The organism is Ruegeria sp. ABF4_144 (assembly GCF_056160045.1).
Genome location: NZ_JBSWWK010000002.1, coordinates 248,732 through 273,960, shown reverse-complemented (window position 1 = coordinate 273,960; position 25,229 = coordinate 248,732). Strand labels below are relative to the sequence as shown.

Below are 25,229 nucleotides of genomic sequence, written 5' to 3'. Positions count from 1 at the left end.
GGTTTTATCCCGTTACGACAACGCCGCCATCCACGGCCATGCACTGGCCCGTCATGGCCCGGCTGGCGTTTGAAGCTAAAAATAAAGTTGGTGCAATCATATCTTCGGGCGTCAGGTGCTCTTTTAGGCACTGGCGGTCCATGTGGGCGGCCAAATCCTCGGGCGTGGCCCACATATCCAGCTGTTTCTGCGTCAGAACCCAGCCCGGCGCCAGAGCGTTGACGCGGATATTTTGCGGCCCCAACTCGCGCGCAAGGGAACGCGTCATGCCCGTGATCCCGGCATTTGAGGTGGTATAAATCGGATAGCCGGCATTTCCCATCATGTAGCTGATCGAGCTGAAATTCACGATCGCACCACCTTTGCCCTGCATCTGACGCGCGGCTTCCTGACAGGCGAAGTAATAGGCCTTGAGGTTCACTTCGATCATCCAGTCCCAGAACTCGGTCGTGGTTTCCTCAAGCGAGTGGCGCTTGTCATTGGCGGCGTTGTTGATCAGCACGTTCAAAGGACCATGCGCCTCAGCGGCCCTTTTCATAGTGGCGTGTAGCAGCTCGGTATCGGTCATGTCGCCCTGCATGAACAGGGGTGCGCGGCCGTGTTTGTCGCGCATTTCCTCGACAAATCCGCTGGCGTCAGACCGCCCGATGAAGGCGACATTGGCACCTTGAGCAAGAAACCCGTCGGTCAGGGCGGCACCAACGCCCGAGCCGCCGCCTGTGATATAGACTGAAGCCTCGTTGAGATCGTGGAAAGTGGCGGGTTGGTCCATCAGTGGCTCTCTCTGGTCACAAGGCGGGTGTCTTTGCCGACGAGGAAGTCAAGGTCTGCGCCCTGATCGGCCTGCAGCACGTGATCGACATAAAGTTTCGCGTAGCCGCGGGTATAATGCGGGTCGTCCGGTTTCCACGCTGCGCGGCGGGTGTCGAGCTCCTGTTCGTCGACTAGCAGTTCAAGCTCACCCTTGCTGGCGGATACACGGATGCGATCTCCGGTTTTGACCAGCGCCAAGGTGCCTCCTGCTTGTGCTTCGGGGCTGACATGCAGGATAACGGTGCCAAAGGCGGTGCCGGACATGCGCGCGTCTGAGATGCGGATCATGTCGCGCACGCCATCCTTCACCAGCTTGGCCGGGATCGGCATGTTGCCGACCTCTGGCATCCCCGGATAACCCTTGGGGCCGCAGCCCTTGAGCACCAGAATGGTCTCAGGTGTGACCGGCAGGTCTTCGCGGTCGATATTGGCTTTCAGGTCTTCGATATTCTCAAAGACATGTGCCTCTGCTTCAGTTTCCAGCAGAGCGTCCGTCGCCGCCGAAGGCTTCACGATGGCTCCGTTTGGTGCGAGATTACCACGCAGAACACGCAGCCCTGCTGCGGGTTTCACCGGATCGTTGAAGGGGCGGATGACGTCGGAATTGAAACACTCGGCCCCTTCGAAATGGGCTGATATGTCCTTGTTCAGCACGGTTTTTGCCGGGCGCAGAAAGGGTTTGAGTTCGTTCAGTACGACCGGCACACCACCGGCGTAACAGAAGTCCTCCATCAGGTATTTGCCCGAGGGCATACAGTTCACCAGTAGGGGAATTTCCGACCCGATCTCAAAATCCTTGAGCGTCAGGTCCACGCCCACGCGACCTGCCAGTGCCAGCAGATGAACAACTGCATTGGTCGATCCGCCCACGGCGGCATTGGCGAGGATAGCATTCTCGAACGCTTCCTTGGTCAGAATGTCCGAGGGTTTAAGGTCTTCATCCACCATCTCGACTATTCGCTTGCCGGTCAGGTGCGCCAGCGCCATGCGGCGGGCGTCGACAGCGGGCAGGGCGGCGTTGGTGGGCAAGCTCATGCCCATCGCTTCGACCAGTGAAGCCATGGTGCTGGCCGTGCCCATGGTCATACACACACCGGCGCTGCGGGACATGCCGGACTCCGCGTTCATGAAATCCTGCAGGGTCATCTCTCCGGCCCTCACGGCCTCAGAGAATTTCCAGACGTCGGTGCCCGAACCAATGTCCTGCCCGCGATACTTGCCATTCAGCATCGGGCCAGAGCTGACAACGATCGACGGTAAATCGACCGAAGCCGCGCCCATCAGCTGCCCCGGGGTGGTTTTGTCGCAACCGCCCAGAAGGACAACGCCGTCAATACCGTAGGCGCGGATGGATTCCTCGACGTCCATCGCCAGCAGGTTGCGAAACAACATCGCGGTGGGCTTCATCTGAGTTTCACCCAGCGACATGACGGGGAATTCGACGGGAAAGCCTCCGGCCTCCCACACGCCGCGTTTCACTCCTTCGGCCAGATCACGCAGGCCCGAGTTGCAGGGCGTCAGTTCCGACCATGTGTTGCAGATGCCGATAATCGGGCGGCCGTCGAAAGCGTGATCAGGGAAACCCTGATTCTTCATCCACGAACGGTGGATGAACCCGTCTTTATCGAGCTTTCCATACCAGTGTTCTGAGCGGCGTTTTTTGGTCATTGGCTAGGCCTTTTCAAGCGGCTTTGGCGGGCTGGCACCAGTCAGGCAGCCAGTCAGAATGTGCGATCAGTAGGTCGCTAACCAGATTGCGGATCTGGCGCAGGTCCAACTCGGCGGCAGTGTGCGGATCCATCATGGCAGCGTGATAGATGTATTCCGGGTTCTGGTCGACCAATGCCCGAACGGTCAGCTCCTGCACATTGATCTGCGTCCGCATCAGCGCGACCAGTTGTGGTGGGATATCGGCGACGACCGAAGGCTGCACACCGTTGCTGTCTACCAGACAGGGTGTTTCCACCGCAGCGCCCATTGGCAGTTGTGGAATCTGGCCCGTGTTCGGGAGATTACCATAGGCCACATAGGGCGTATCAGTGACGATGGCGTTCATCAGATCGGCGGCGAACTCGTGGCTGCGGGTCACTTCGATATCGCGACCGTCGGTCAGAGTTTTGGCCTGTTCCTTCCAACTGGCCACCTGCTCAACGCAGCGTGTCGGGTATTCATCCAGTGGGATCGAGAACTGATCAATCAAATCCTGCCGCCCGTCCTTGATGAACCACGGAACGTATTCGGCGAGGTGCTCAGAGCTTTCGGTGCAGAAGTAACCCAGATGATCCATCACTTCGTAACGAACTATGTTAGGGCAGCGCGGCATCAGCAGCGGGGCCTTGGGAATCTGCCCGCTGGCATAGCCCTGCCGTAGCGCGGGGTAGAGATCACGGCCCTGATGCTCCAGCCGCAGGAAAAAGGCGACGTGGTTAACGCCTGCGACCTTATAGCGAAACTCATCCTTGGGCAGGTCGAGATCATGCGCCAGTTCTTCGATCGTGTTCTGGACCGAGTGGCACAGGCCCACATGTTTCAGCGCCGGGAATTGCTCGGCCAAGGCCCAGGTGTTGATCGCCATCGGGTTGACGTATTGCAGCAGGGTCGCGTTGGGGCAGAGCTGCATCATGTCGCGCGCCACGTCCCACAGAACCGGAACCGTGCGAAGGCCGCGCATGATGCCTCCGACACCCAATGTATCGGCGATGGTCTGGCGCAGGCCGTATTGTTTGGGGATTTCGAAATCGGTCACCGTGCAGGGCTGATACCCGCCGACCTGAAAAGCGGTTATAACGAAATCGGCCCCGTCCAGCGCCGCGCGGCGGTCGGTGTGTGCGGTGACAGTTGCCCCGGTTCCGACGGTACGGATCATAGCACGGGCAACGGCTTCACTTTCGGCCAAACGCTCGGCGTCGATATCCATCAAGGCAAAGTGGCTGTCGGCCAGGGCAGGGGTCAGCAGAGCGTCGCCCACGATGTTCTGCATGAAGATCGTGGAACCCGCTCCGACAAAGGCGATTTTTTTCATTTTACAGCTCCGAGGGTCAGGCCCGCGATGAAGTGTTTTTGCATGAGGAAGAACATGGCCACCGGCGGCAAGGCCGCAACGATCGAGCCCGCACTCATTAACTGATAGGCTGCCCGGAATTGGGCGTTAAAGCTGGTGATCCCGGCAGTAACAGGCTGGCTTTCAGCGCCTTGTGTCAGCACCACGGCCCAGAAATAGTCGTTCCAGATGAAGGTGAAGATCAACACGCTAAGCGCAGCGATGGCTGGCTTCATCAGGGGCAAGACCACGTACCAGAAGATGCGGACCTCGCTGATGCCTTCGACGCGGGCCGCCTCGATCAGTTCAAAAGGCAGGGCACGGATAAAGTTGCGCATAAACAGTGTGCAGAACCCGGTCTGGAAGGCGATGTGGAACAGCACAAGGCCGGTTTTGGTGTTGTAGAGACCAAGCTGCAGCGTCAGATCGCGGACGGGGACCATCAGGATTTGGAAAGGCACAAAGTTGCCCGCAACGAACATGAAGAAAATCCAGAGGTTCGACTTGAACTTATAGATGCCAAGCGCGAAACCGGTCATGCAACTAAGTGCAACCGCTCCGATCACCGTGGGAATGGTGATCAGGAAAGAGTTCAACAGGTAGCGCGGCATGTCCGAGTTGAAAAAGACCTGCCCGTAATTGACTGCGCCCTCGAAGCTGGACGGCATGCCCCAGTAGTTCGCGTTGGTGAAATCTGCTGCCGGTTTGACCGAGAACAGAGCAACCGCCAGCAGCGGGCCGAGCCATAGGAGCAAGGCCAGCGGCAACATGGCTTGATAGCTGATCTGTGCCGCGCGGGACTGTTTTTCGATGGGTTTGGGAAACATCTCAGTGCCCCCTTTCTTCGCGGTACATCGACCACAGGAAATAGGCGATGAAGCAGAGCATGATCAGGAACAGTATTACCGCGATGGCAGCGCCATAACCCATGCGGAAGCCGTATTCGGAGAGTGCAACCTCGAACATGTAATAGGCCAGCACGCGGGACGAGCCGAACGGGCCGCCTTGTGTCATGATTGAGATCAGGTCGAAGCTGCGCAGTGCCCCGATGATGGTCACAACGAAAGCGATGAAGGTGGCGGGGCGAAGTTGCGGCAGGATGATGTGCCACAACATCCGCAGACCTTTTGCACCATCCAGACGCCCGGCCTCGATCTGTTCGGGGTCCACCGCGTTCAGGCCGGTCAGGTAGAGGATCATGCAATAAGCGGTCTGCGGCCAGAGGCCCGCGAAGATGATGCCGTAGGTGACGAACCGTTCGTCGCCCAGCACGTTCAGCGGACCAAGGCCGAAGAAGCTAAGGAATTCATTCAGCAGACCGAAGGTCGGGTCATAGAACCAAGTGAAGACAAGGCCAACGACGACCTGAGAGATCACGAACGGGAAGAAAAACAGTGACTTGTACAGGCGGATGCCCCAGACCGTTTGGTTCAGGAACAGGGCGATGAACAGACCCGCAGGGATTGCGGCCAGATAAAGGATCAGCCAGATCAGGTTGTTTTTCAGCGATGTATAAAACGCATCCCTGTCCACCCATTCCCAATAGAGGTCTTCGTAATTCCTGAATCCCACATATTCTGCTGCGCCTAACCCGTCCCATTCATAGAGTGACAGGTTGAAGGACTGGAATACCGGGATGATCACATAGACCATAAAGAACAGCAGACCGGGGGCCAAAAACAGCCAGGGCGCGATGCGCTGTTGGTTTCTGTGGAACCAGCTTTCCTGTTCAGGGGGTTCGACGGCTGACATGCGGACACTCGGGGTTTTAGGTCAAAGGAGTAAGACGGGTTATCACCCGCCTTACGCAGGTTTGGGTGCAGGCCGGGCTTGAGCCCGGCCCAACCGATTTAGTTCTCGTAGATACGCCCGCGTGCGCGTTCCAGTTTGGACAGGATGCGATCCAGATTGTCGGGCTTGACCATGAACTCCTGGAAGCCTTCCATCGACACTTTGGCCATTTCCGCAGGCGCGTCCCGATCCCAGAATTGTGCGACGCCACCGGGGCTGTTGGATGACAGCATGGCGAAGCCTTGCTGCAGGAACTTGTCGTCATCCACCGCAGATTGCGCGTTCACTGGCAATTGGCCGAGGTTCGCGCCGTTGTTGATCTCGGTCTGCTCATCCGCTGACACAACGAAGCGCAGGAACTCGCGTGCGGCCTCTTTGTTTGATGCGTTGGCCGGTATGTGGAACGTATCAGTCGGGGCATCTTCGGCCAATTCAACGTCGGGGTTGATGGCGACGAACTGGTAGAAGTCCAGTTGGTCGTCGGTCAGCCCTGCTTCGCGAAGTGGTGCGACAGCAAAGTTGCCCATCAGGTACGCCGCAGCTTCGCCGTTGACCATGAACGGCAGGGCCTCTTGCCAGCTATAGGTCTGGTGGTTGTCGATGAACGCACCCATGTCGATCAGCTGTTTCCAGTTGGCGAAGGTTTGCTTGACCCGGTCGTCTTCCCAGCTGATTTCGCCATTAGCGAGCTGGTTGTGGAAGTCGAAGCCGTTGGTGCGCATGTTCAGGTAGTCGAACCAGCCACCGGCAGTCCACAGGAACTTGGTGCCGATGGTATAGCAGGCGCGTCCTGAATCGACGATCTTCTGGCAGTTGGCCAGCTCTTCTTCCCAGCTTGTCGGCTCGGTCAGGCCCAGTTCGTCAAAGATGTCTTTGCGGTAGTAGACGCCCCACTGGTAGTAGGTATAGGGCACGCCCCACTGCTTCCCGTCGATGGTCAGCGCACCTTTGGTCGACCCGAGGTTGTCAGCGATCGCCGGTTCGGCCCACAGATCTGACACGTCTTCGAAGAGGCCCGCCTCGACATACGGCTTCATGCGGTTGGCCGCGTACCAGTTGGCAACATCCGGCGTGTCCGCGGTCAGAAAGTTGCGGATTTGCGTCTTGTAGGCCTCGCGGTCAATCACCGTAGTTTCGATCTCCAGCCCCGGGTGCTCGGCTGCGAAGCGCTCGATCATCGCTTCCATCGTCGCGCGTGGCGCCGGGTTTGACGTGTCGAGAAAGATTCGTAGTTCGCCGGTCAGTTCGGCCGCAACAGGCGCGGCAAAGGCCACACTGGCCGCCAGCGCAGCTGCTGTGCGCTTGAACATGGAATGCATGGTTTCCTCCCTTAGCTTCCATTTATCGCTTTATAAAGTTCCAAATAATGAAACCGTGTTTTACATATTGAAAACTACACATCGACTCGGTTAGTCTTGTCAAGACCCTCGTGAGGATGGCGATGGGTTATTGGGAGGAGAACAGGCGCCCGTGGCTGGTGACGGAACAATAGGAAAAGCATGTGACGTGCTGGAACAGGTGGCGGCTTTTGCCCGCCCGGTTCGATTCGCGGAACTGTTGGAAAGCAGCGATTTTCCAAAGGCGACGCTGTATCGGTTTCTGCAGACCCTGACCAATCAGGGGATGCTGTCATACGACCCCGATCGGCAGACCTACGCACCAGGATTGCGGCTGGTACGACTGGCCCATGCGGCTTGGACTCAAAGCTCACTGGCGCCGATTGCACGTCCATTTCTGGATGCGCTCAGCCGGGAAACCGGGGAAACGGTGCATCTGGCGCAGCTCGATTCCAGTCAGGTGCTGTATGTCGACAAACGTAATGCCGCCCAGCCTATCGAGATGTACTCGCAGGCCGGCAAGGTTGGTCCGGCCTATTGCACGGGGGTGGGCAAGGCCATGATGGCCTTTCTCGATGAGACGGCGCTGAACCGCGCCGTTTCACAGCAAAGCTATCACCGGTTCACTGACAAGACGCTGACCTCTGAGGCGGCATTGCGGGCCGACCTCGAACTGATCCGCGGTCGGGGCTATGCGGTTGATGACGAAGAGCATGAACCCGGCATTATCTGCATTGCATGTCCGATTCTGACTTCGGGCGGGCGGATGCTGGGGGCGATTTCCGTAACCGGATCGACCGAACGAATGAATTTCGAACAATTGGAAACCTGGGTTCCCCGAGTTCGCCGCGTGGCCGAACAAATTGGAGCCGAAGCACAGGCGTGGCGGTTCCCCGAGACCCGCTCAGGCGCCGACACAGACAGGATGCAAGCAACATGACGGGTGTGACTCTGAATCAGGCGATCAAGCGGTATGGCGAGACGCAGGTTATTCACGGCATTGATCTGGAGATCGAAGACGGGGAGTTCTGCGTCTTCGTTGGCCCATCGGGCTGTGGCAAATCCACCTTGCTTCGGATGATCGCAGGTCTTGAGGAAACCACTGAAGGGCAAATTCATATTGGTGCGCGTGACGTGACCCATATGGATCCCGCCAAGCGCGGCGTCGCGATGGTGTTCCAGACCTATGCTCTGTATCCGCATATGACTGTGGCCGAGAATATGGGATTTGGACTGCGCATGAACGGCGTTCCCAAGTCTGAGATTGATCAGAAGGTGCAGCAGGCTTCGAACATTCTGAAGCTGGATCAGTATCTTAAGCGTAAGCCTAAGGCGCTGTCTGGTGGTCAGCGTCAGCGTGTAGCCATCGGGCGGGCCATCGTGCGCGGCCCCGAGGTGTTTCTGTTCGACGAACCTTTGTCCAACCTCGATGCCGAGCTGCGCGTTGAGATGCGGGTCGAGATCGCACGGCTGCACAACGAGATCGGCGCTACGATGATCTACGTGACCCATGATCAGGTCGAGGCGATGACGATGGCCGACAAGATCGTGGTGCTGCGGGATGGACGGATTGAACAAGTCGGCGCGCCAATGGATCTGTACCGCGATCCGGACAACCGGTTTGTGGCGGGATTCATTGGCTCTCCGGCGATGAATTTCCTTGAATGCGACTATGCTGACGGCAAGGTCTCGCACCCGGCGCTTAGCGCACCGCTGGAGGTGACGGCCAATGTGCCTGCTGGCCTAAATAAGGTTACACTCGGTATTCGTCCTGAACATATCGAGGTCGACCGCACGGGCGACACTTGCACCGTTGACCTGACCGAGGCGCTTGGCGGTGTGAGCTATTCGTATTTGTTGACGCCGAATGGTGATAAACTGATTGTCGAAGAACGTGACGATCAGCGCAGCAAACAAGGTGAGCGGATCGGTCTGTACGTTCGTCCAGAGCGTGCGATGCTGTTCGATCCTGAAACCGGGCAGCGGTTCCGCTAGTAGTCCCGCCGCATCACAAGCCTAACGCGCCGATCCCTCGATCCGGCGCGTTTTTTGTTGGTATCATTTGTTCTGGATTTTGTATCCAATATCCGTTATGGCAAATTTTGAAGGGCTCATTCTGCCTGCCCTGACTCAACATTTTCAAAGGATAAATCCGATGTCGACCAATGTTTTCACCGGCACCATGCCTGCGCTTATGACCCCATGTAAGGCGGACCGCACACCGGACTTTGACGCGTTGGTGCGCAAGGGGAAACAGATGATCGATGCGGGTATGTCGGCAGTAGTTTATTGCGGTTCTATGGGCGACTGGCCACTGTTGACCGATGAGCAGCGTATGGAAGGGGTGGAGCGTTTGGTTGCCGCGGGGCTGCCCGTCGTGGTCGGAACCGGGGCCATTAACACCAAATCCGCCGTGGCCCATGCCGCGCATGCGCAAAAGGTCGGCGCGGTCGGTCTGATGGTGATCCCGCGCGTGCTGTCGCGCGGCACGTCCCCGGCAGCGCAAAAGAACCATTTCAAGGCGATTCTGTCGGCGGCACCGGATGTGCCTGCGATCATCTACAACAGCCCGTATTACGGCTTTGCCACGCGCGCGGATCTGTTCTTTGCCCTGCGCGCTGAACATTCCAATCTGATCGGGTTCAAGGAGTTCGGGGGCAAGGATGATCTGCGCTATGCGGCGGAAAACATCACCAGCCAGGACGATCAGGTCACACTTATGGTGGGCGTCGATACCGAGGTTTACCACGGCTTTGTCAATTGCGGCGCAACCGGTTCGATCACTGGTATAGGTACAGCCTTGCCGCGTGAGGCGCTGCTGCTGGCCTCGCTGTCTCAAAATGCGGCTCAAGGGAATGCCGAGGCGCGTCAGCGAGCGCAAGAGCTGACCGAGGCGATCCAAGTGCTTTCCAGCTTTGACGAAGGCCCCGATCTGGTGCTGTATTACAAGCATCTTCTGGTGCTGAACGGGGAACAGGAATACCGTCTGCACTTCAATGAAACGGACGAGCTGACCGATGCGCAGCGCAACTATTGCGAACAGCAATACGATCTGTTCCGCACATGGTTCGCCGATTGGTCAAAACAGGGCGGAGTGATCGCTGAATGCATGTGATCGACAGTCATACCGGGGGTGAGCCGACGCGGGTCATCCTTGACGGCGCACCCGATCTGGGCTCTGGGCCTTTGGCCGAGCGTGCTCGCAGGCTGGCGACTGAGCATGAAGAGTATTACCGGTCGATCATGCTGGAACCGCGCGGCCAGCCCGCCATGGTCTCCGCACTGTTGGTCGAGCCGGTTGATCCGTCCTGCGTGACCGGCGTGATCTATTTCGATGTGGACGCGGTGCTGGGCATGTGTGGCCACGGCACCATAGGCCTGACTGTCACACTGGCGCATCTGGGGCGGATCGACATTGGTCGACACAAGATTGAAACCCCCGCCGGGGTCGTGACAGTTGAGCTGCATGATGCCAACACCGTCACTGTCACAAATATCGAAAGCCGTCGGGTCCACTGTGATGTGACATTGGATGTGCCGGGCTATGGCGCGGTGACAGGGGACGTCGCGTATGGAGGCAATTGGTTCTTCATCGTCGACCCCAGCCCGATCCCGGTTGAGACCAGCAATATCCCGAAATTGACTGATATGACTGTCGCGATCCGCGAGGCCTCGATCGCGCAGGGGATCGGAGGAGAGCAGGGCGAACCGATCGACCACGTGATTTTTCAGGACGCCTCCGCTAACCCAGCGGTCCATAGTCGCAACTTTGTCCTGTGCCCGGACGACAATTACGATCGTTCGCCCTGTGGTACCGGTAGCTCAGCGCGTCTGGCCTGTCTGGCCGCGGACGGAGCATTGGCTCCCGGTGAAGAAATCGTCCAGCACAGCGTCATCGGCAGCGCTTATCGCCTTTCTTATCAGCCGGGTGCGAACGGAGGGATCATCCCCTCGATCACCGGGCAGGCTCATGTCATGGCCGAGGCGACACTGATTTTCGATGCAAGTGATCCGTTCAAAGAGGGCATAGAGCTATGACCAAGCAGATCGTTGTGATTGGCGCCGGCGTAATTGGCATCACAACGGCGCTGGAGTTGCAGCGCAGGGGTCATTCCGTTCTGGTTCTGGATCGTGAAGGCGTTGCCGCGCAGACCTCTGCCGGTAACGCGGGCGCCTTTGCCTTTTCCGAGGTTGAACCGCTGGCAACCCCCGGCATCATGAAAAAGGCACCGAAATGGTTGCTGGACCCGCTGGGGCCGCTGTCCATCCCACCCGCTTATGCGTTCAAGATTGCGCCGTGGATGTATCGGTTTTGGCGCGCCAGCCGTCCTAGCCGCTACAAAGAACTCCTGTCGGCCCAAGCCAGCCTGATGGACCTGTCCTGCACCGCCTTAACCCAGCTGATTGCCTCGGTGACTGGCGAGGCGATGATGCAACGCGACGGGCAGATGCAGCTTTACGAGAGCGAGGCTGAATATCGCGCCAGTCTGCCCACGTGGGAGGTGCGTCGCCAGCACGGAATAGACTTCGAACTTCTGCAAAGCCCTGAGGCGATTGCCGAACGACAACCCGGCCTCAGCCCTCGGTTCACCCACGCCGGCTTCACGCCGAACTGGATCAACACCGTCGACCCAAAGAAATGGGTCGAGCGTCTGGCACAGGCTTTCCGTGACCGAGGCGGTCTGATCGAACGCCAGGAAATCCGCACGCTGACTCCGATGGAAAGCGGTGTGCGGATCACGCTGGCAGAACGTGAAATCGAGGCCGATACGGTTGTTCTAAGCGCGGGCGCGTGGTCGCATCACCTTGCGCGGACACTCGGTGATCACATCCCCTTGGAAACCGAGCGTGGGTACAACACCACCCTTCCCGAGGGCGCATTTGATTTACGGATGCACCTGACGTTCTCAGGTCATGGCTTTGTGGCAAGCAAGATCAATGGCGGCGTTCGGATCGGTGGCGCAGTTGAACTGGGTGGCTTGGAATTGCCCCCGAACTTCAAGCGTGCTGATACGCTGTTGCAAAAAGCCACGCAGTTTTTGCCCGGTTTGAATACAGAAGGCGGCACGCAATGGATGGGATTCCGCCCGTCGCTGCCTGACAGTTTGCCGGTGATCGGACCCTCGCCAAACGCAAGGGATGTGATCTATGCATTCGGCCATGGTCACTTGGGTCTCACGCAGTCTGCAGGAACCGCCGAACTGGTGGGTGCTCTCGTTGACGATCAGCCTGCACAAATTTCTGTGACCCCGTTTTCGGCCGCCCGCTTTTAAGGACAGAACATGCGCAGCAGTAAGACCATTCATGTAATCTCGGCCCATGCCGAAGGCGAAGTGGGCGATGTCATCGTCGGGGGTGTTCAGCCGCCACCCGGAGCGACCATCTGGGAACAACGTGCCTTCATTGCGCAGGACCAAACCTTGCGGAATTTTGTGCTGAACGAGCCGCGCGGCGGCGTGTTCCGGCATGTCAACCTGCTGGTGCCGCCTAAGCATCCTGATGCGGACGCCGCCTTTATCATCATGGAGCCCGAAGACACGCCGCCCATGTCCGGCTCAAACTCGATCTGCGTGTCTACCGTTCTGCTGGATGGCGGGATTATTCCGATGCAGGAGCCCGAGACGCTGATGACGCTTGAGGCCCCGGGCGGGCTGGTGAAGGTCCGCGCCGAATGCCGAAACGGCAAGGCCGAGCGTATTTTCGTTCAAAACCTGCCTAGTTTTGCCGATAAGATTTCAGTGCCGCTCGAGGTTGCGGGCATCGGCACTATGACCGTGGACACGGCCTATGGCGGGGACAGTTTCGTTGTGGTCGATGCGGGGGCCTTGGGGTTCGAAATCGTCGAAGACGAAGCCCGTGACATCGCGCGTATGGGCGTGGCCATCACCAACGCGGCCAATGAACAGCTTGGATTTACGCACCCCGAAAACGCGGATTGGGATCACATTTCCTTCTGCGCCTTTTGCGGGCCGCTTGAGAAGACAGAAACCGGCCTGACTGGCAAATCCGCAGTCGCCATTCAGCCGGGCAAGGTCGACCGATCCCCCACCGGCACGGCAGTCTCGGCCCGGATGGCCCTGATGGCCGCAAAGGGTCAAATGACGGTCGGTCAAACGTTCGAGGCGGTCTCGATCATCGAATCGCGCTTTACCGGACGGATTGTCGAGCAAGCCCAAGTCGGCGACCGCCCAGCCATCATCCCCGAAATCAGCGGCCGAGGCTGGATCACCGGCACGCACCAACACATGCTGGACCCGGACGACCCCTGGCCCGGCGGGTATCGGTTGAGCGACACGTGGGGTGTGTAACCGGTTGGAGAGCCTTGAATTCGAGGGGGGACATTTCTACTTATAGAAGAGCGAATTTCCGAAACTGAGCCTTTATGAAGATACGCCTTGCCGCCCTGATCATCGTGTTTGCGACGGTGATATGGGCGCTCAACCCCAAGCCGAACTATACGGAAATGTCCGCGACCTGCATGGGGAACAAGGGCAGCATGGCTGACGTTGTTGCGATCTGCACAACGCTGATGACTGTTGATACACTGACACCTGTGCAACACAGCAGACTGCTGAGCGCGCGTGGCTGGGCCTACTATTGCGGCAAACGCTATGATGAGGCTATCGCGAACTATACCGCGGCGTCCGACCTTCAGCCTTTGGATGAAACTCCGGTCTTAAGGTGGGCTTTGGCGCTGGAGGCCATGGGACGCGTCGCCGACGCCGATGCGGCCCATTCCAAAGCTGTGGCCCTTGATCCCGACAGAGTGTCAGCCCGATATTACAAAGCGCGGTTCGATCAGCGTCAGGGTAACTTTGTGGATGCGATAAAGGGATATGAGAAAGTTCTGGAAATTGATCCGGGGTATGAAGGCGCAGGTATTGGCCTGGCAAATACGCACCACCAAGTAGATGGGCTTGATGGAACGGAACAGTTTCTGACGCAGGCGGCGAAACGCTGGCCGGATCAGACATAGGTATACATTAGTCAGATATTGTTGCACTTGAACGGAACAGGTGACGCCGAGAAGGGCCTCGCGGCTGCGAGCGGCCTCTCTCAATTGATGCCGAATGGGGTCACAAATCTGTTTTTTCCGGCCATGGTTCATCTGAAGATTGGTGATGAGGAGAAAGGCGTGGAATTCGTTGAAGACTACGCCGAATGGTCCGCGCAGAGATCCTATGCCCGAAAGGGCCTTTTCGACAGATGGAGTCAAAGAGTGGATGAATGGTTGGGCCTTCGTGGAAACCACGAATGGATAACCCGTGCCCAAACATATGCGGAATTAGGAAGAACTGATCTGGCTCAGCACGAGATTAACACCTTTCTGATAAATGCCCGGCGTTTTGATCGAGAGTATTTTTTTTGCCTCATTCGAGAAGCCGGTGTGTCAGTGCCACCAGAGGTCGAGGCGGGTTCTACCGATCATTTGAGCCAAACGATCACGGATTATGTCCAGCAGCTTGCGGCTTCCAGCGGGTATGCGGATTTTGGGGTCCAGTAGAAACACCCGGATTGCGGTCGGAACAGCCTATCAAACTGGAATTGGCTTGAGCCCAAACGTCAACCCCGTGTCAATTTGCGCCCCCACTAGAGGATTGATCCGAAACGCAACCTGTTTTATGGGAGGCCCTGTCAAATCAGAGTCACCCTTGGGGCGGTAGGATTCTCGCGCCCCATCCGCAGCCACGCATATGTGGCACACTCTTGGATCGCACGCCCCGAAAGGCTTAAAAAAGGTAAAAGAATATGGCAGAAAAATCGAACTTCGATATATTGTATACCATTGTAGACGAAGCGCCCGAGCTGGCCAGCGCGTCGTTCCTGCCCATCATTCGCAAGTTCGCCAGTGCCGCAGGTGTCAGCGTTGGAACCAAGGATATTTCGCTGGCAGGCCGTATTCTGGCGACCTTCCCGGAAAACCTGACCGATGCGCAGCGCATCACCGATGATCTGGCCGCGCTGGGTGAACTGGTGAAAACACCCGAGGCCAACGTGATCAAGCTGCCGAACATCTCGGCTTCGGTTCCGCAGCTGGTTGCTGCGATCGAAGAGCTGCAGGCGCAGGGTTATGACATCCCGAACTACCCCGAAGAACCAGCAAATGACGCAGAGAAGGCGATCCGTGCGCGTTACGATGCCATCAAAGGATCGGCCGTGAACCCGGTTCTGCGTGAGGGCAACAGCGACCGTCGCGCGGCAAAGGCTGTGAAAAACTACGCTCAGAGCAACCCGCATTCGATGGGAGAATGGGCCTCGTCCAGCCTAACCAAAGTTTCGTCGATGTCGGATAACGATTTCTACGCAAATGAGAAATCGGCGACGATCACAGCGGCGCAGGCTGGTGATGCAAAGATCGAATTCGTCGGTAAGGACGGCAGCGTGACCGTTCTGAAAGACGGTTGGACGCTGGACGAAGGCACCGTGGCTGACGCGACCTTCATGTCGGTTAAAGCTCTGTCTGCGTTCCTGGCTGAGGCCATCGAAGACACCAAAAAGGACGGCACCATGTTCTCGCTGCATATGAAAGCGACCATGATGAAAGTGTCGGATCCAATCATCTTTGGCTATGCGGTCAAAGCCTGGCTGGCCCCGGTGTTCGAGAAATTCGGCGCTGAACTGGACGCGCTGGGTGTGAACCCAAACTCGGGTCTGGGTGACCTGTTGGACCGCGTTAAGGACAATGCTGAAATCGTAGCGGCCATTGACGCGCTGAAAGGCGACCGCCCGTCGATGTATATGGTCGACAGCGACAAGGGCATCACCAACCTGCACGTGCCGTCGGACGTGATCATCGACGCGTCGATGCCTGCCGTGATCCGTGCTGGTGGTAAGGGTTGGGACGAGACCGGTGCCAAGGGTGACACCAACTGCGTCATCCCCGACCGCTGCTATGCTGGTGTCTATGACGAGACCATCAACTTTTTTAAAGTAAATGGCGCGCTGAATCCGGCCACCGCTGGTGCCGTCGCCAACGTCGGCCTGATGGCGCAGAAGGCCGAGGAATACGGTTCGCACCCGACCACCTTCCAGGCCCCTGCAGACGGAACCATTCGTATTGTTCTGGCCAATGGCGAGACCTTGCTTAGCCATGACGTTGAAGAAGGTGATATCTGGCGGTCTTGCACCGTGAAGAAAGCCCCTATCGAGAACTGGATTCAACTGGCGATGGATCGGCAGCGCTTGACCGGGTCCGAGGCGATCTTCTGGCTGGACGCAAACCGCGCCCACGACGCAGAGCTGATCAAATACGTCAAACCGGCGCTTGAGGCGGCTGGTGTGGCCGACAAGTTCCAGATCATGGCGCCACGTGAGGCAACCCGTCAGTCTCTGGAAACCATCACAGCGGGCAATGACTCGATCGCGATTACCGGCAACGTGTTGCGGGACTACCTGACTGACCTGTTCCCGATCCTGGAACTGGGCACCTCGGCCAAGATGCTGTCCATCGTTAAGTTGATGAATGGCGGCGGTTTGTTCGAAACCGGTGCAGGTGGGTCGGCCCCGAAACATGTCCAGCAGCTGGTCGAAGAAAGCCACCTGCGTTGGGACTCGATGGGTGAGTTCTGCGCGCTGGGTGAATCGCTGAACTTCCTGGCTGATAGCAAAGGCAACGCTAAAGCGGGTGTTCTGGGTGCCGCGGCCGAGGCCGCAACGCAGGGCATTTTGGACAACAATCGCTCGCCAAGCCGCAAGGTTGGTCAGCCCGACAACCGCGACAGCCACTATTGGTTTGCACGCTACTGGGCCGAGGCCTTGGCGGCGCAATCCGGCGATGCGGAACTGGCGGCTGAGTTCGCGCCTATCGCCAAGGAACTGGCAGACAAGGAAGGTCAGATTCTTGGTGAACTGGCTGCCGCACAAGGCGCGCCTGCCGATCTGGGTGGTTACTATCACACAGACCCTGCCAAGACCGCAGCAGTGATGCGCCCCAGTGCCACTCTGAATGCGATCATCGGCTGATCAGGCAAAGCCACGCTGAGAGGCGTGGCTTTTTGTGGCTCTGATCGGAGCGTTGAATAGAAAAAGGGGCTGACCCCCAAAGCCAGCCCCTTTTTGAGTGAGTGGAGAGGCAGAGCCTCACCGGTATTGTTATCTATAGATTAACAACTTTGACACACTCGGGTATTGGGGGTTTCCCGTATTTGTGTTGACCGGTTCACGAAAACCTTGGTCTCAACACAAAAAAGGGCCGGTCCCAAGACCAGCCCCTTGATTGTCAGGTGAACTGAAAGATCAGTTCGACGCTGCGTTCAGTTTTTCGTTCTGCTCACGCAGGGTATCCGAAATGATTGCGTACCATTCGCCGGATTCACGCATTTCATTCAGGCCCTTGTTCATCATGGCAACATACTCGCGCGCGAACGGGTTCGAGCGGTGCGCGAGGAAGCTCATCGACGACAGTGTGGATACATAGGGGTTTTCAACGATTTCCTGAGAGGTCAGGCCCATCTCGGTCATCGTCGCAGCAAACAGTTCCACCTCAAATGCGGCAACATCCGCTGTGCCGGTCAAAACGGCATCAAGGCACTCGCGGGCCGAGTTTGGGTGTACCAGATTCAGGTTTTTGCTGTTCAGGCCGACTTCTTCCAGAACAACCATGCTCCAACCGGACATGCGGCAGAGAGTTGCGCCTTCAAAATCTGCGAAGGTTGTCGCGTTCGTGTACTCGCTTTCAGGCAGAGTGAAGAACCCGCCGACAACATCGTAGACAGGGACGGTGCCAACAAACTCCGTACAACGGGATTTGGTAGCTTCGGACCACTCGTAGGTGCGGTTGGTGCAATCTGGCAGTGTCCAGGCAATCGAGATATCGAACGCGCCAAGCGGCAACAGCGTTTCCAAGTGGGATGTCCAGTCGTCAACGAAGCTGACCGAAAAGTCCCTCTGGTTGCCCGCACGCTGAAGGCTGGTAGTCGCCAAACGGGTCATAATACCGCCGCCGTTCAGCGACTCAGTTGTAAACGGCTCCCAGCCGTTTCCGGCCACGAGCTTGATCGGTGGTGCGTAGACATTTGAACGTTTCACACTTGCAGCGCGTTTTTCTTCCGCCGCGATGATTTCCTGAGCGGACTGACCGTTCGGCAGGCTGCCGTCTTCACAAGGCAGGGCCAGAACCAGACCCAGTTCCAGGTCGTTCGGGTTGGTGATGATATTGCGGTTCGCGTTGAAGATCGGCTGATAGTTCGAGGTGCCATAAGCCGCGATCGCGATGGTGGCCATCGTGTCGCCGTCTTCCACTGTGTAGTTCGAACAGGCTTCCTGCGCTGCAGCTGCGCCTGCGGTGAGTGTGAGGACGGCCGTAGCCGTCATCACTTTGGTGTTAAGTTTTTGTTTTTGCATTGGTTATTCCTCCCATAAGTTGGAATGTGGAAATGAGATCCTAGTTGATCGCTTCTAGCAGTCTTTCGTTGTGTTCATTGAGGGTGTCCGAGATGATGGCGTACCATTCCCCGGTTTCGCGCATTTCGTTGAGGCCCTTGTTCATCAGGGCAAGGTATTTTTTCCCCTGAGGATTGGACCGGTGAGTAATGAACCGAAGTGCAGACAGCGTTGAGACGTATGGATTCTCGACGATGTCATTTGTGTTCAAACCCATTTCGCTCATAGCGTCAGCGAAAAGTTGTACTTCGAACGTGGCAAGGTCAGCCGTTCCGGTCACAACCGCGTCAAGGCATTCCCGCGCAGTGGTCGGTTGCAGAACGGTCATTGTTTCACCCCGGCGCAAACCTTCTTGTTCAAGATCGTGCAACGGCCAGCCTTCCATACGGCAGATTGTGGCACCGTGCAGATCTTCGAAGCTGGTCGCGCTTGCGTAGCTGCTTTCGGGCAGGCTGTAGAAGCCAAAAACGATGTCATAGACCGGGGCCGACGCGTGGAACTGTGTGCAGCGGACTTCGGTTTCCCACGACCATTCATAGCTTCGGTTGGTGCAGTCGGGGATATTCCAAGCCATCGAGATATCGAAGGCACCCAAGGGCAGCAGTGTCTCGATGTGTGAGTTCCAGTCGTCCACGAAACTGATCGAGTACTGCTCGTTATTTCCCGCACGTTGCAGGGTTGTCGTACCCAGGCGGGTGATAAAGCCACCTCCGTTCAGTGTCTCGTCGGCAAAAGGAGCCCAACCGTTGCCGGTGACCAGTTTGATCGGTTGCTTAAATGCACTTTGAGTTGACGTGCTAGCGTACCGTTCTTGCTGTGCCGCGATAATTTCGCGGGCACTCTGGCCGTTCGGCAGACTTCCGTCTTCACAGGGGAGGACAAGAGACAGCCCTGGGGTCAACGCATTCGGATTGCTGATGTTTTCGCGGTTTGCGTTGAAGATCGGCTGGTAGTTCGATGTGCCATAGGCAGCAATTGCAATGGTGGCCATGGTGTCACCATCTTGCACGGTGTAGTTCGTACAAGCTTGCTGGGCGGCAGCGGCTCCGGCGCTTAGCGCGATGACAGCAGCAGAGGTCATCGCAACGTTATGGAGCGTTAGTTGGGGCATTGGGTAGTTTCTCCAGATAAAATTTGAGAGGGCTTTTAGTTGTTGAAGCTGTTTTCCATTTGATGGCGCAGGGCGGTCGAGACGATGTCCCGCCATTCTCCGGATTGCTGCATGATCGTCAGACCTTGGTTCAGCGTTTCAAGGATTGCTTCACCATCCGGATTATCTTTGTGAGTCATCACGTTAAGTTGCTTGACCGCCGCCAAGTTTGGGTTCTCAATGATGCGGTGTTCATAACCCAGTCGCCCGATTGCCTCGACCGCCAGATGGGCTTCGATGGCTACGATGTCGGCCGTGCCTTCCATGACCGCGTGAAAGCAGTCATCTGGTGAAACGGGGCGCACCAGAGTGATAGCAGGTTCGTACAGACCCACTGCATCCATGTGCGACAGTGACCAACCTTCGGGACGGCAGATCGTGGTGCCTGCGAAATCAGCATAGGTCAGGGTCTGTTCATAGCCAGTGCCTTGGCGGGCAAAGAACGTGTCCACAACCTCGTAGAACGGGTTCGAGAAGTTGTAGGTTTCGCAGCGGTCACGGTCTTTTTCTGACAACGACGCGGCCTCTTCACAATTCGGGCGCGACCAGGGGAAGGTAGCGTCGAAGGCCAAAGTCGGCATCAGCAGGTCCAGATGAGAGGACCAGTCGTTGACGAACTGAATCTTGTATCCCTGTTCCGGCGCGGCGCGCAGCATCGCAGTTTCCACCAGATTGGTGTAGAGGCCACGATGGGGAAGCTGTTCGTCGGTGAAGGGTGCATAGTTGCCACCGGTGATCAGCAGCAACTGACGGTCCCGGATTTCCGGGCGATCACCTTCGTCGGCATTTCGGATCAAGGCGGCACCCTCAGCACGGGCGGCTTCAATTTCCTTTTTGGCCTCGGCCTTGGCTGCGGTCACGGCGTCTTCGCTTGCCTTTTTGGCTTCGGCTTCGGCCTCGGCAACTCGAGCTTCCGCGTCAGCAATGGCTTGTTCGGCCCGTTTTTCTGCGGCTTTGACCAACTCGGCGGCCATTTCGGCGGCCATTGCTTCGGCCTCTGTCTGCGGTGCGGCCGGTGCGCGTCCGATCTCATCGAGACAGGGCAATGTCAGCACGTCGCCCACGCGGATGACGTTCGGGTTGTTGCCGATCACATCACGGTTGGCGTCAAAAATGATGCGGAAATCCTCGGTCGAATAGATTTCGATAGCCAACTCGCGCAGGCTGTCGCCACGCTGGATTTCGTAGGTCGAGCACGCCTCTTGCGCCGAGGCGGCTCCGGCTGCGGCAGCAAGTGCCAGGCTGGAGATGAACAGATGGGTTTTCATGGATCCTGTATCTTTGCCTTGGTTAGTTTTTTGTAAGTTTCACAACGCCGATTGACGCATTGTCCTGATCTGGGTCGCCCTTGGCCCGAAGCGCCTGCCACAGTGCGTCGGCGATGTCCTGTGCCCACGCATGTGCATTGTCCCGCACGACGGCCTGAAGTTCGGCGTCGCTGAGATATTGCAGCCCGTCACTCCCTAAGATCAGCACATCTGAAGCAGTCAGTTCCAGTGACGTTTCCGGGCAGTCAACCTTGGGGATCGCACCCCCCATGATGACCGAAGTCAGCTGGTTTCGGTCGGGATGTGCCTGCGCTTCGGCTTCGGTCAGTTTGCCGTCGGCCACCTGCGCGTCGATCATCGGAGCCATGGAATGGTCCTCATTGATCTGGCGCAGAACGCCATCGCGGAACAGGTACAAGGGGCTGTCCCCGATCGAAATCCAGTACGCGTGCTGGCCCAGCAGCAACAGTCCCAGCAGGGTCGAACCCATGTTGATCTCGCCGCCCTTGTCTTCGCAATGGGCTGCAATCGCGGCGTTGGCCTGCATGGCTGCCAGCGGCAACGCATCAACCACCGCCGCTTCGGACGGAGGTGCCGTAACCTCAAGCTCGGCGTCCAGGGACTCGCGCCATGCTGCGACCACAAGTTCTGAGGCAACCTCACCAGCTGCGTGACCGCCCATACCGTCCGCTATAACGACATAGCCGGCGTCCGCTGCATCGAACATGCGCGCGGCAATCGCGTCTTCTTGCGACTCGCGCTGACCCTGATCCAGGATCAGCGCAATATCATATGCCGGTTGCGCCAGCATCTATCAGGCGTCCCGCCAGTCAAAGCCGTCATCACAGAATGCGGCAAACCGGATTGAGGTTTCGCTGATGCGGATAAGATCGCCGCTGGACAGCGGAACCGTGCTCAGAACCGGCTTTCCGTTCAGACGCACCAGGTTGGCCTTGCCGCCGTGACCCAGATAGCATTTGCGATCCTCGGGGTCATAGGCGATCACCGCGTGGTTGCTGCGCGAGATGCCCGTGTCACCAAAGTCCAACTGAATGGCCTGATCATCGTTGCGGCCAATCTGCATCAGGCCTTCGGTCAGCGTGATGCACGCACCCCGGCCAGGGCCAGACGTAACAACCAGCCACCCAACCGGGAAGGTTTCTTGCGCGGTTTCGGTCTTGGCAACGGGAGCCGAGCTTTCAATCAGTTCCTGAACGTGCGTATCGGCGCGTTCAAAGCCCAGGAAAGTGGTCTTGACGCGACCGCGACGGTCGTCTGCAGGAGCCGGTGCCGCAGCTTCCGGTTGCGGTTCCGGCTGAACTTCCGGTGCCGGATCGGCCTCTACCTCGGGAGCGGGCTCGGCCGTCACCTCAGGAGCGGGTACGACCTCTGCCATTGGCTCGGGTTGAGCGGGCTCAACCGCCTCAACGATCACTTCAACAACCTGTTCTTCCTCGACGGGGTGCTCAGGAGCGACATCTTCCTCGGTAGCGACGTGCAGGGTCACAACCGGCTCTTCTGGTTCGGGCTGCGCTTCGGGAGCCTCGAAAATATTGTCTTGTGTTTCAGCGGCCACCTCGGCGGTCACGACCTCTATCACTGCCTCGGCCTCGTCTTCCGAAAACTCGGGCATATCTTCTTCGGGGATCAGATCATCCGTGTCTTCGTAGTTTTCCGATGTCGAAGACATGTTGCCGCCGCCAAGAGCCGCCCGCAGCGCGTTGAAATCCGCGATCGGCTGGGGTTTTTCAGCCTCGGGCGTGGCGACTTCTTCCACCTCGGTTTCGGCTTCGGGTTCTTTGGCTTTGCCGGCACCTTCGAGCAGCCGGCTAAGAGGGCTTTTGTATTTGAACATGGTGTCGACACCTTTGCTGTCTTTCACAGAACCTGCGTCCTGCGGGGCTGCTATTCACCTCTGCGCGCATCGGCACAACGGCACTTATGATCTGGAAATCGAAACAACTTTTTTCTGCCGCGACGAGCCAGTCCCCGTCAGAGTGGCGGATTTCCGGGCGCCACCCACAGCTTTGATATTGAGGCAAATCACCTCAGACCGGTCAGATTACTCCTGCGTCAGCGTCATCACGGCATCCGTCTGGGCGCCATCGCGCATCACGGTCAGACGGGCCTGCGAATGCTGTTCCGCAACCAGTGCGTCCAGCATCGCATCCAGGCTTTCCTTACCGTCGATGGCAGCCCCGGTTTGACCTTCCGAGACCAGAATGTCGCCGCGCTGCAGATCACCCGCCGCGTCTGCGGGTACGGTGGTGACGACCGTTGTCCAGCTTTGACCGTCCTCATTGCGAACAGTGAAGCCATAGCCGTTCTCCAGTCCGATCGCCCGCATGGCAGGCAGGGCCAGCAACCCGTTCTGAGCAAGGGTTTTGCCCAGCGGTCGATAGCGGGCCGACACGCGGATATACCCGTCGGGATCAATTGCCAGATCGTCCAGAACCTGCGCAGCAAAGCTTGTGTTTTCACGGATGGGCTTGCCATTCAGGGTATAGATCGCGTCGCCGCGTTTGACCCAGTCACCGATCACGGACATGTCCTGTGACGGATCAACGCCAGTCACGGCGATGATGCTTCCGGTCGAGGCACGGCGTTTGGACGTCTGGAACGGAATTTCAACGTCCCAGTGCGAGAATGCAATCTGGGTTTCCGCAGGCGGTCCGGAAACTTCCGGGGCTGGGGCGGCAGGCTGAGCTTCGGCTGTCTGGGACTCTTCCGGTTCCGCCGTTTGGGCCTGTGACTGCTCGACAGGTGCCTGTACTGCTTCTGCCGTGATTGGTGCCGGATCAGCCTGTTCCGGCGTCGTTTCGGTGGTGGCGACCTGCTCGACAGGTTCTTGTGTTGTTGCCACCTGTTCTTCTGTTTCCTGCGGCGCAGGTGCCGGGGCAGTTACGATGTCCTCAGCTGGTTCGCTGACGACTGCAACGTCCTGTGCCGGTTCGTTCTGTTCGCCGGACATCAGAAAATAACCGCCCGCTGCCAAACCAACAGCAATGACCGCAGCGCCGGCAATCAGCTTACCACTGCCGCCCGATCCGCTTTTGACCACGGTATCGACCGCAACAGCGCTTTCTTCTTTGGACGTGAACTTGGCCAGTTCATTCTCGTTCTTGTCTTCATTGCCCAGGGCAAGATCGGCATTTCCGGCCAGAAGAGCGGTGACCACAGCTTCGGCATTTTCGCTTTCAGCTTTGATACGGGCCTTTTCGGCCTCTTCATCTTTGCGGTCCATGCCCACAATGACCGAGACCGGGCGGTAATCGAACGTATCAAACATGACGCTCGGACCGCGGAACATACGCAGCCAGTCCAGCGCGCTTTGCAGGCGGTCGGTGACGTGCACCTCCATCGCCTTGTCGATCGCTTCAAGGAAACCTTCGGGATAGCCTTTGAACCGTCCAGCCAGCGGCGTGTATGGGTCTTCCTGGCCGTTATTGAATGCGTTCAGGCGGGTCTGGCCGTCAATCGGGCGCTCGCCGCTGATTGCGTGATACAAAGTGGCAGCCAGTACGTATAGGTCGCTGCTGGGGCCTTGCTCGGCACCGCGCACGTAGAATTCGTGCGGCGAGTAGCCATCCTTGATCACTCGCAGGGTCATAAGCGCCGCAGACTGGTTGGCGGCCTGTTCGCGAGCGGCGCCAAAGTCGATCAGAACCGGATCACCGTTTTCGTTAATCAGGATGTTGTCAGGCGAGATGTCCCGGTGCAGCATTCCACTCTGGTGGATAAAAGACACCGCTGAAAGCATCTTTTCGGTGACCTGGACGACGAAGTCGGGGCCGGCTTTGTTGTCGGTGTCTTCGACATAGTCCAGCAGGTCACAGCCCTTGATGAAATCCATCGCGATATAGGCTGTGTCATTGTCTTCGAACACCTGGTGGACGTTCACGATATTAGGGTGGACCAGACGTGCGTGGTTGCGCGCCTCTAAAATGAACAGATCGATGATCGAACGCAGGTCTTCTTTGTACCCCGGTTCGACCGGTTCGACCATATCGCCGTTGCGGCGACACAGAGCACCCGGATAGCACTCTTTGATCACCACTTCGCGTTCCAGACTGTCCCGCGCGAGATACGTGATCCCAAACCCGCCATTGCTGATAAAACGCAGGATTTCGTACTGCCCGCGCAACAGTTTGGCGCCGGGTTGAAGTCCTTCGATTTTCGGTTCGTCGTGCGATGCACCGACCGCCTGGTTGTGGCTCATTTCTTTCCGCCCGTTCTGATCGTTTTGCGGTTTTCTTAACTGAGGCAAATCGCCCGCGAACTCACAACCAAACACAACCGCAGGACACTTGAGACGGTTAGACGTTTCAAATTTGACTTTATTGGGGCCGCCTGATGGCTTCACTAAGGATCGTTTTTGGGAAAATACTACATGTTGTGTAGCGGGGAATTACACGACCTATATATTGGAAATAGCGTTGCACAAAATA

21 protein-coding genes are annotated in these 25,229 nt (G+C 57.7%); 9 read left to right on the top strand and 12 right to left on the bottom strand.

Annotation, left to right across the window (positions count from 1 at the left end; translation table 11 throughout):
• Window positions 1-4: 4 nt before the first annotated feature.
• The 6 genes from ACXAGD_RS19580 to ACXAGD_RS19555 all read right to left on the bottom strand — a co-directional run bounded on the left by ACXAGD_RS19580 (window position 5) and on the right by ACXAGD_RS19555 (window position 6,963).
• Complete coding sequence (locus ACXAGD_RS19580; RefSeq protein WP_475213114.1) at window positions 5-772, bottom strand: SDR family NAD(P)-dependent oxidoreductase; 768 nt, start codon at window positions 770-772, stop codon at window positions 5-7.
• Complete coding sequence (locus tag ACXAGD_RS19575) at window positions 772-2,481, bottom strand: IlvD/Edd family dehydratase (RefSeq protein ID WP_475213113.1); 1,710 nt, start codon at window positions 2,479-2,481, stop codon at window positions 772-774. The genes ACXAGD_RS19580 and ACXAGD_RS19575 overlap by 1 nt, the downstream gene beginning before the upstream one ends.
• A 13-nt stretch (window positions 2,482-2,494) precedes the next feature.
• Window positions 2,495-3,835, bottom strand: coding sequence for an alpha-galactosidase (gene melA, locus ACXAGD_RS19570; RefSeq protein ID WP_475213111.1), 1,341 nt, complete (start codon window positions 3,833-3,835; stop codon window positions 2,495-2,497).
• Window positions 3,832-4,680 (bottom strand): carbohydrate ABC transporter permease, encoded by an 849-nt coding sequence (locus tag ACXAGD_RS19565; RefSeq protein ID WP_475213109.1) that lies wholly within the window; start codon window positions 4,678-4,680, stop codon window positions 3,832-3,834. Before ACXAGD_RS19565 ends, melA begins: the two co-directional genes overlap by 4 nt.
• Window position 4,681: 1 nt before the next feature.
• The gene (locus tag ACXAGD_RS19560; protein ID WP_475213106.1) at window positions 4,682-5,605 is read right to left on the bottom strand and encodes a carbohydrate ABC transporter permease; all 924 of its coding nucleotides are present in this window, start codon (window positions 5,603-5,605) and stop codon (window positions 4,682-4,684) included.
• Window positions 5,606-5,703: 98 nt separating this feature from the next.
• Window positions 5,704-6,963 carry an ABC transporter substrate-binding protein gene (locus tag ACXAGD_RS19555; RefSeq protein ID WP_475213104.1) on the bottom strand — a complete coding sequence of 420 codons (1,260 nt, stop codon included), beginning with the start codon at window positions 6,961-6,963 and terminating at the stop codon, window positions 5,704-5,706.
• A 151-nt stretch (window positions 6,964-7,114) separates the two neighbouring features.
• Between ACXAGD_RS19555 and ACXAGD_RS19550 the strand changes: the two genes are divergently transcribed.
• From ACXAGD_RS19550 to ACXAGD_RS19510, 9 genes are all read left to right on the top strand, one after another.
• Window positions 7,115-7,921, top strand: a complete 807-nt coding sequence (locus ACXAGD_RS19550) for an IclR family transcriptional regulator (RefSeq protein ID WP_475213102.1) — start codon at window positions 7,115-7,117, stop codon at window positions 7,919-7,921.
• A complete protein-coding gene (locus ACXAGD_RS19545) occupies window positions 7,918-8,976 on the top strand; it encodes an ABC transporter ATP-binding protein (protein WP_475213100.1) in 1,059 nt (352 codons plus the stop codon). The genes ACXAGD_RS19550 and ACXAGD_RS19545 overlap by 4 nt, the downstream gene beginning before the upstream one ends.
• A 160-nt stretch (window positions 8,977-9,136) precedes the next feature.
• Window positions 9,137-10,096, top strand: coding sequence for a dihydrodipicolinate synthase family protein (locus ACXAGD_RS19540; RefSeq protein ID WP_475213098.1), 960 nt, complete (start codon window positions 9,137-9,139; stop codon window positions 10,094-10,096).
• Window positions 10,087-11,019: a 4-hydroxyproline epimerase gene (locus ACXAGD_RS19535; RefSeq protein ID WP_475213096.1), complete on the top strand. Its 933-nt coding sequence runs from the start codon at window positions 10,087-10,089 to the stop codon at window positions 11,017-11,019. Before ACXAGD_RS19540 ends, ACXAGD_RS19535 begins: the two co-directional genes overlap by 10 nt.
• Entirely contained in the window at window positions 11,016-12,254 is a 1,239-nt protein-coding gene (locus tag ACXAGD_RS19530; protein ID WP_475213093.1) for an NAD(P)/FAD-dependent oxidoreductase, read from the top strand. Before ACXAGD_RS19535 ends, ACXAGD_RS19530 begins: the two co-directional genes overlap by 4 nt.
• A 9-nt stretch (window positions 12,255-12,263) precedes the next feature.
• On the top strand, window positions 12,264-13,289 hold the full coding sequence (locus ACXAGD_RS19525) for a trans-3-hydroxy-L-proline dehydratase (RefSeq protein ID WP_475213091.1): 1,026 nt from the start codon (window positions 12,264-12,266) through the stop codon (window positions 13,287-13,289).
• A 74-nt stretch (window positions 13,290-13,363) separates the two neighbouring features.
• Window positions 13,364-13,957: a tetratricopeptide repeat protein gene (locus ACXAGD_RS19520; RefSeq protein ID WP_475213089.1), complete on the top strand. Its 594-nt coding sequence runs from the start codon at window positions 13,364-13,366 to the stop codon at window positions 13,955-13,957.
• Between the two features lie 27 nt (window positions 13,958-13,984).
• Entirely contained in the window at window positions 13,985-14,485 is a 501-nt protein-coding gene (locus ACXAGD_RS19515; protein ID WP_475213087.1) for a hypothetical protein, read from the top strand.
• A 245-nt stretch (window positions 14,486-14,730) separates the two neighbouring features.
• The gene (locus tag ACXAGD_RS19510; protein ID WP_475213085.1) at window positions 14,731-16,944 is read left to right on the top strand and encodes an NADP-dependent isocitrate dehydrogenase; all 2,214 of its coding nucleotides are present in this window, start codon (window positions 14,731-14,733) and stop codon (window positions 16,942-16,944) included.
• Between the two features lie 273 nt (window positions 16,945-17,217).
• On the opposite strand, the gene ACXAGD_RS19505 is transcribed toward ACXAGD_RS19510, so the two are convergent.
• The 6 genes from ACXAGD_RS19505 to ACXAGD_RS19480 all read right to left on the bottom strand — a co-directional run bounded on the left by ACXAGD_RS19505 (window position 17,218) and on the right by ACXAGD_RS19480 (window position 25,000).
• Entirely contained in the window at window positions 17,218-18,324 is a 1,107-nt protein-coding gene (locus ACXAGD_RS19505) for a peptidoglycan-binding protein LysM (RefSeq protein WP_475213081.1), read from the bottom strand.
• 40 nt (window positions 18,325-18,364) lie between these two features.
• A complete protein-coding gene (locus ACXAGD_RS19500; protein WP_475213079.1) occupies window positions 18,365-19,474 on the bottom strand; it encodes a LysM peptidoglycan-binding domain-containing protein in 1,110 nt (369 codons plus the stop codon).
• Between the two features lie 35 nt (window positions 19,475-19,509).
• Window positions 19,510-20,781, bottom strand: coding sequence for a type 2 periplasmic-binding domain-containing protein (locus ACXAGD_RS19495; protein WP_475213077.1), 1,272 nt, complete (start codon window positions 20,779-20,781; stop codon window positions 19,510-19,512).
• 22 nt (window positions 20,782-20,803) lie between these two features.
• Window positions 20,804-21,592 (bottom strand): PP2C family protein-serine/threonine phosphatase, encoded by a 789-nt coding sequence (locus ACXAGD_RS19490; protein WP_475213075.1) that lies wholly within the window; start codon window positions 21,590-21,592, stop codon window positions 20,804-20,806.
• Between the two features lie 3 nt (window positions 21,593-21,595).
• On the bottom strand, window positions 21,596-22,663 hold the full coding sequence (locus ACXAGD_RS19485) for an FHA domain-containing protein (RefSeq protein WP_475213073.1): 1,068 nt from the start codon (window positions 22,661-22,663) through the stop codon (window positions 21,596-21,598).
• Window positions 22,664-22,843: 180 nt separating this feature from the next.
• Entirely contained in the window at window positions 22,844-25,000 is a 2,157-nt protein-coding gene (locus tag ACXAGD_RS19480; RefSeq protein ID WP_475213071.1) for a protein kinase domain-containing protein, read from the bottom strand.
• Window positions 25,001-25,229 lie beyond the last annotated feature (229 nt).

Bases quoted from the DNA above. Each gene is read 5' to 3' on its own strand.
- ACXAGD_RS19580 (WP_475213114.1), bottom strand. From the start codon at position 772: ATGGACCAACCCGCCACTTTCCACGATCTCAACGAGGCTTCAGTCTAT.
- ACXAGD_RS19575 (WP_475213113.1), bottom strand. From the start codon at position 2,481: ATGACCAAAAAACGCCGCTCAGAACACTGGTATGGAAAGCTCGATAAA.
- melA (WP_475213111.1), bottom strand. From the start codon at position 3,835: ATGAAAAAAATCGCCTTTGTCGGAGCGGGTTCCACGATCTTCATGCAG.
- ACXAGD_RS19565 (WP_475213109.1), bottom strand. From the start codon at position 4,680: ATGTTTCCCAAACCCATCGAAAAACAGTCCCGCGCGGCACAGATCAGC.
- ACXAGD_RS19560 (WP_475213106.1), bottom strand. From the start codon at position 5,605: ATGTCAGCCGTCGAACCCCCTGAACAGGAAAGCTGGTTCCACAGAAAC.
- ACXAGD_RS19555 (WP_475213104.1), bottom strand. From the start codon at position 6,963: ATGCATTCCATGTTCAAGCGCACAGCAGCTGCGCTGGCGGCCAGTGTG.
- ACXAGD_RS19545 (WP_475213100.1), top strand. From the start codon at position 7,918: ATGACGGGTGTGACTCTGAATCAGGCGATCAAGCGGTATGGCGAGACG.
- ACXAGD_RS19540 (WP_475213098.1), top strand. From the start codon at position 9,137: ATGTCGACCAATGTTTTCACCGGCACCATGCCTGCGCTTATGACCCCA.
- ACXAGD_RS19535 (WP_475213096.1), top strand. From the start codon at position 10,087: ATGCATGTGATCGACAGTCATACCGGGGGTGAGCCGACGCGGGTCATC.
- ACXAGD_RS19530 (WP_475213093.1), top strand. From the start codon at position 11,016: ATGACCAAGCAGATCGTTGTGATTGGCGCCGGCGTAATTGGCATCACA.
- ACXAGD_RS19525 (WP_475213091.1), top strand. From the start codon at position 12,264: ATGCGCAGCAGTAAGACCATTCATGTAATCTCGGCCCATGCCGAAGGC.
- ACXAGD_RS19520 (WP_475213089.1), top strand. From the start codon at position 13,364: ATGAAGATACGCCTTGCCGCCCTGATCATCGTGTTTGCGACGGTGATA.
- ACXAGD_RS19510 (WP_475213085.1), top strand. From the start codon at position 14,731: ATGGCAGAAAAATCGAACTTCGATATATTGTATACCATTGTAGACGAA.
- ACXAGD_RS19505 (WP_475213081.1), bottom strand. From the start codon at position 18,324: ATGCAAAAACAAAAACTTAACACCAAAGTGATGACGGCTACGGCCGTC.
- ACXAGD_RS19500 (WP_475213079.1), bottom strand. From the start codon at position 19,474: ATGCCCCAACTAACGCTCCATAACGTTGCGATGACCTCTGCTGCTGTC.
- ACXAGD_RS19495 (WP_475213077.1), bottom strand. From the start codon at position 20,781: ATGAAAACCCATCTGTTCATCTCCAGCCTGGCACTTGCTGCCGCAGCC.
- ACXAGD_RS19490 (WP_475213075.1), bottom strand. From the start codon at position 21,592: ATGCTGGCGCAACCGGCATATGATATTGCGCTGATCCTGGATCAGGGT.
- ACXAGD_RS19480 (WP_475213071.1), bottom strand. From the start codon at position 25,000: ATGAGCCACAACCAGGCGGTCGGTGCATCGCACGACGAACCGAAAATC.